At 68.8% G+C, this 644-nt stretch carries 1 protein-coding gene; it reads right to left on the reverse strand.

Going from position 1 to position 644, the window contains the following annotated elements; translation table 11 throughout:
- Positions 1–329: MFS transporter (locus G3I71_RS45485; RefSeq protein WP_164324803.1), on the reverse strand; the 329-nt coding region annotated here is incomplete at its 3' end.
- Positions 330–644 lie beyond the last annotated feature (315 nt).

Genomic DNA, 644 nt, shown 5'->3' on the forward strand with positions numbered 1-644 from the left:
GACCCCTTCACCGAGTCCACGGCCGAGGACAGCCCCGCCCCGCCGGCCACGCCGTAGATGAGCAAACCGATCACCAGGGGAATGCGCACGCCCCACTTGTCGATCGCCCAGCCGACGAACGGGCTGACGATGGCCAGGGACAGGCCGTGCGCCGTGAGGATCAGCCCGGCTTGTGTGCCGCTAACCCCGAGATCGCCACGGATGACGCTGACGACCGGTGCGACCACGGCTCCGGCCATGATGGTCAGGGTCGAGGCGATGAGAAGAACGAACAGTGTTGCCCTGCTGGGGGCGGGGGCTGCTGCGGCAGCCGAAGGCTGTGCGGCCATACGGAACTCCGGTGGTGGTATGTGGTCCACGATCCCGGTCGGTGCGTCGGGGGAGCTCGCGGTCGCGGGGACGCCGGTCGAATGTCCGGAAAAATCGGACCGGAACCCTTCCCGCCACGATGGGGATCTTTATCCCCCAGAGTGCGAGATTCCGCTAGACCGCCGCTGGACCCCCGCTCGGCGCACGAGCCGGCCCCGCCGACAGACCGCCGCACACCCTCCCCCCTCGTGCCGGACCGGTGCTCGGGAACGGCTCCACGATCACTGTTCGAGTGGGAGTCGAACCACGGTTGCCAGGATCGGCCCCCTGTACCC

It is taken from the genome of Streptomyces sp. SID12501 (genome assembly GCF_010550245.1).
Taxonomy (GTDB): Bacteria; Actinomycetota; Actinomycetes; order Streptomycetales; family Streptomycetaceae; genus Streptomyces.